This is a genomic window from Marinobacter sp. tcs-11 (genome assembly GCF_002049515.1).
Taxonomy (GTDB): domain Bacteria; phylum Pseudomonadota; class Gammaproteobacteria; order Pseudomonadales; family Oleiphilaceae; genus Marinobacter; species Marinobacter nauticus.
In genome coordinates, this window is record NZ_LLYU01000047.1 from 1 (window position 1) to 2,420 (window position 2,420).

Here is a 2,420-nt window from a genome sequence, read left to right on the forward strand (position 1 = left end):
TGCCAGGACCAACGGGTTACCAGAATCGCACCGATAATCCCCATCATCGGGTCCAGCCAGTTCCACCCGGCATATTTACCCGCCAGAAGGGCAACAATGGCAAGGACTGACGTCAGCGCATCCGCGAGCACATGCAGGTAGGCGGCCCGGCGGTTGTGGTCATGGTGATGATGGTGGTGACCGTGATCATGCCCGTGACTGTGACCATGGTCATGGCCTGCATCCCCCAGTATCCAAGCTGACACCCCGTTGACCACCAGGCCAATAATAGCCACAAAAATGGCCCCGTCGAAGGAAATGGGGACGGGCTGGATAAAACGCCCAACACTCTCGATGACCATGTAGAGCGCAAAGACAGCCAGCAGAATGGCTCCGGTAAAGCCGCCCAGCGCATTGACCTTGCCCGTCCCGAAAGAGAATCGGGCGTTGCCTGCGTTTTTCCTGGCATACGCGTAGGCGAAGGCCGCAATGCCCAGAGCCACTGCGTGGGACCCCATATGCAGGCCATCGGCCAGCAACGCCATGGAGCCATAAACGATTCCGGCCAGAATTTCCCAGACCATCATCGCCAGTGTCAGGCCCACCACGATGAGTGTGCGGGTTTCGCCAGAGCGCTTCTGATCCTGACCAAACACGTGATTATGTTGCCAATGGTCGAGTCGTTCATGGTGCATAACAGTGTTCCCGGCAAGACTGATGGTTGGTAGACCTGTAGGCAAAATCTCACTTTTGACCTATCCCCCCTGGGGGGATAGCATGGAATGCTACTGGAGTCAGATTTCTACCACAACCTTTCTGCTTCTTATGCTGTCACTGGTGAAGCCATGCTTGAGATTCTGAAGCACCGAACCTATCGCCATTTGTTTCTGGCCCAGGTCGTTGCATTGCTGGGTACGGGGCTGGCTACGGTGGCCTTGAGTCTGCTGGCATTCGATCTGGCCGGAGACGAGGCGGGACAGGTGCTCGGCACCGCCATGGCTATCAAGATGGTCGCTTATGTCTTGCTAGCCCCCCTGGCATCAGCTCTGGCGGAGAACATACCCCGTCGTGCTCTGCTGGTCTCTCTGGATGTGATTCGAGCGGCGACGGCGCTGGCTTTGCCTTTCGTCACCGAAGTGTGGGAAGTGTACGTGCTAATCGCGGTCCTTCAGTCCGCCTCGGCGGCCTTTACACCAACCTTCCAGTCTACGATTCCGGAGACTCTTCCAAATGAAGACGATTACACCAAGGCGCTGTCGCTTTCCCGATTGGCTTACGATCTGGAAAACCTCATCAGCCCTGCGCTCGCGGCGTTGATTCTGCTTGCCACCAGCTGGCAGGCATTGTTCTCGGGCACGGTAATCGGTTTTATCGCATCAGCCTTGCTGGTGGTGTCCGTTGCTTTGCCCTCCGGGGCCAAATCAGAAAAACGTCGCGGCGTTTATGATCGCGCACGGGCCGGATTCAGAATTTTCATGGCAACTCCTCGCCTGCGCGGGGTGATGTCACTGAACCTAGTTGTCAGTCTTGCGGGAGCCATGGTGATCGTGAATACGGTTGTCCTGGTGCAGGGACAATTCGGCCTTACCGACCAGCATACGGCTATGGCTTTTGCCGCGTTTGGTGGCGGTTCCATGTTGGCGGCATTGGCGTTGCCAGCTTTATTGAAACGCTGGCAGGACCGGCAAGTCATGCTCACAGGAGGTGGGATTCTGGTTGCCGGGTTGGTTCTAGCGCTGCCGGTAGGCTCTCTGGAATGGCTGTTACCCGTATGGGCATGGCTAGGCGTTGGTTTTTCCACCGTTCAAACGCCCATAGGCAGGGTCCTTACGCGGTCGTCGCATGCTGAAGATAGGCCAGCTCTGTTCGCTGCCCAGTTCTCTTTATCGCATGCCGGATGGCTGATCGCGTATCCATTAGCTGGTTGGCTGGGCTCTTCTGCGGGAATGACCATCACTCTATTGATACTTCTGGGGTTTGCTCTCGGCGGGCTGATCCTTGCCGTGAAGTTATGGCCATCTGTTGATCCGTCAGAACGTTCGCACCACCACGACGATCTTCCAAGTGACCACCCTCATATCGCAAGTGATTTCAACTCCAGTGTCCACAGTCACAACTACGTCATTGATAGCTTGCATCCCAAATGGCCAGATTGAGTTTTGCAGTCACCGCTTAGAAAACTTCAATGGCCGCCACCTCTGGAATGGGGGGGGGGAATGCAGGGGCGTTTCTTAGGCAACTCGGGGGAATTAAATCCAGAAATTTGGGATGCTGCGAACGTTCGCTTTTGTTTAGCTTAAACTCCGCGTGTGCATTGGTCGCAAAGCGAACGTTCAAATTTTGGACAGTGCTCGCGTTGACCAGAGCCGGAGCGATTAACCGGCACAGCAGGACAACTGCTTTACATCCTTGGTGAACGTTTGCGCACAGAGTTTGAGTCC

The 2,420-nt window shown here is 55.7% G+C and carries 2 protein-coding genes; one reads left to right on the forward strand and one right to left on the reverse strand.

Translation table 11 applies throughout. From position 1 onward, the window contains the following. A partial coding sequence (gene dmeF / locus ARC85_RS19580; RefSeq protein WP_286715979.1) for a CDF family Co(II)/Ni(II) efflux transporter DmeF occupies positions 1-674 on the reverse strand: 674 nt, incomplete at its 3' end. Between the two features lie 150 nt (positions 675-824). Between dmeF and ARC85_RS19585 the strand changes: the two genes are divergently transcribed. Continuing rightward, a complete protein-coding gene (locus tag ARC85_RS19585) occupies positions 825-2,135 on the forward strand; it encodes an MFS transporter (RefSeq protein WP_153740621.1) in 1,311 nt (436 codons plus the stop codon). The last annotated feature ends 285 nt before the right edge of the window (positions 2,136-2,420 follow it).

Excerpts from the sequence above, each read along its gene's own strand:
- ARC85_RS19585 (WP_153740621.1), top strand. The coding sequence starts at position 825 with ATGCTTGAGATTCTGAAGCACCGAACCTATCGCCATTTGTTTCTGGCC.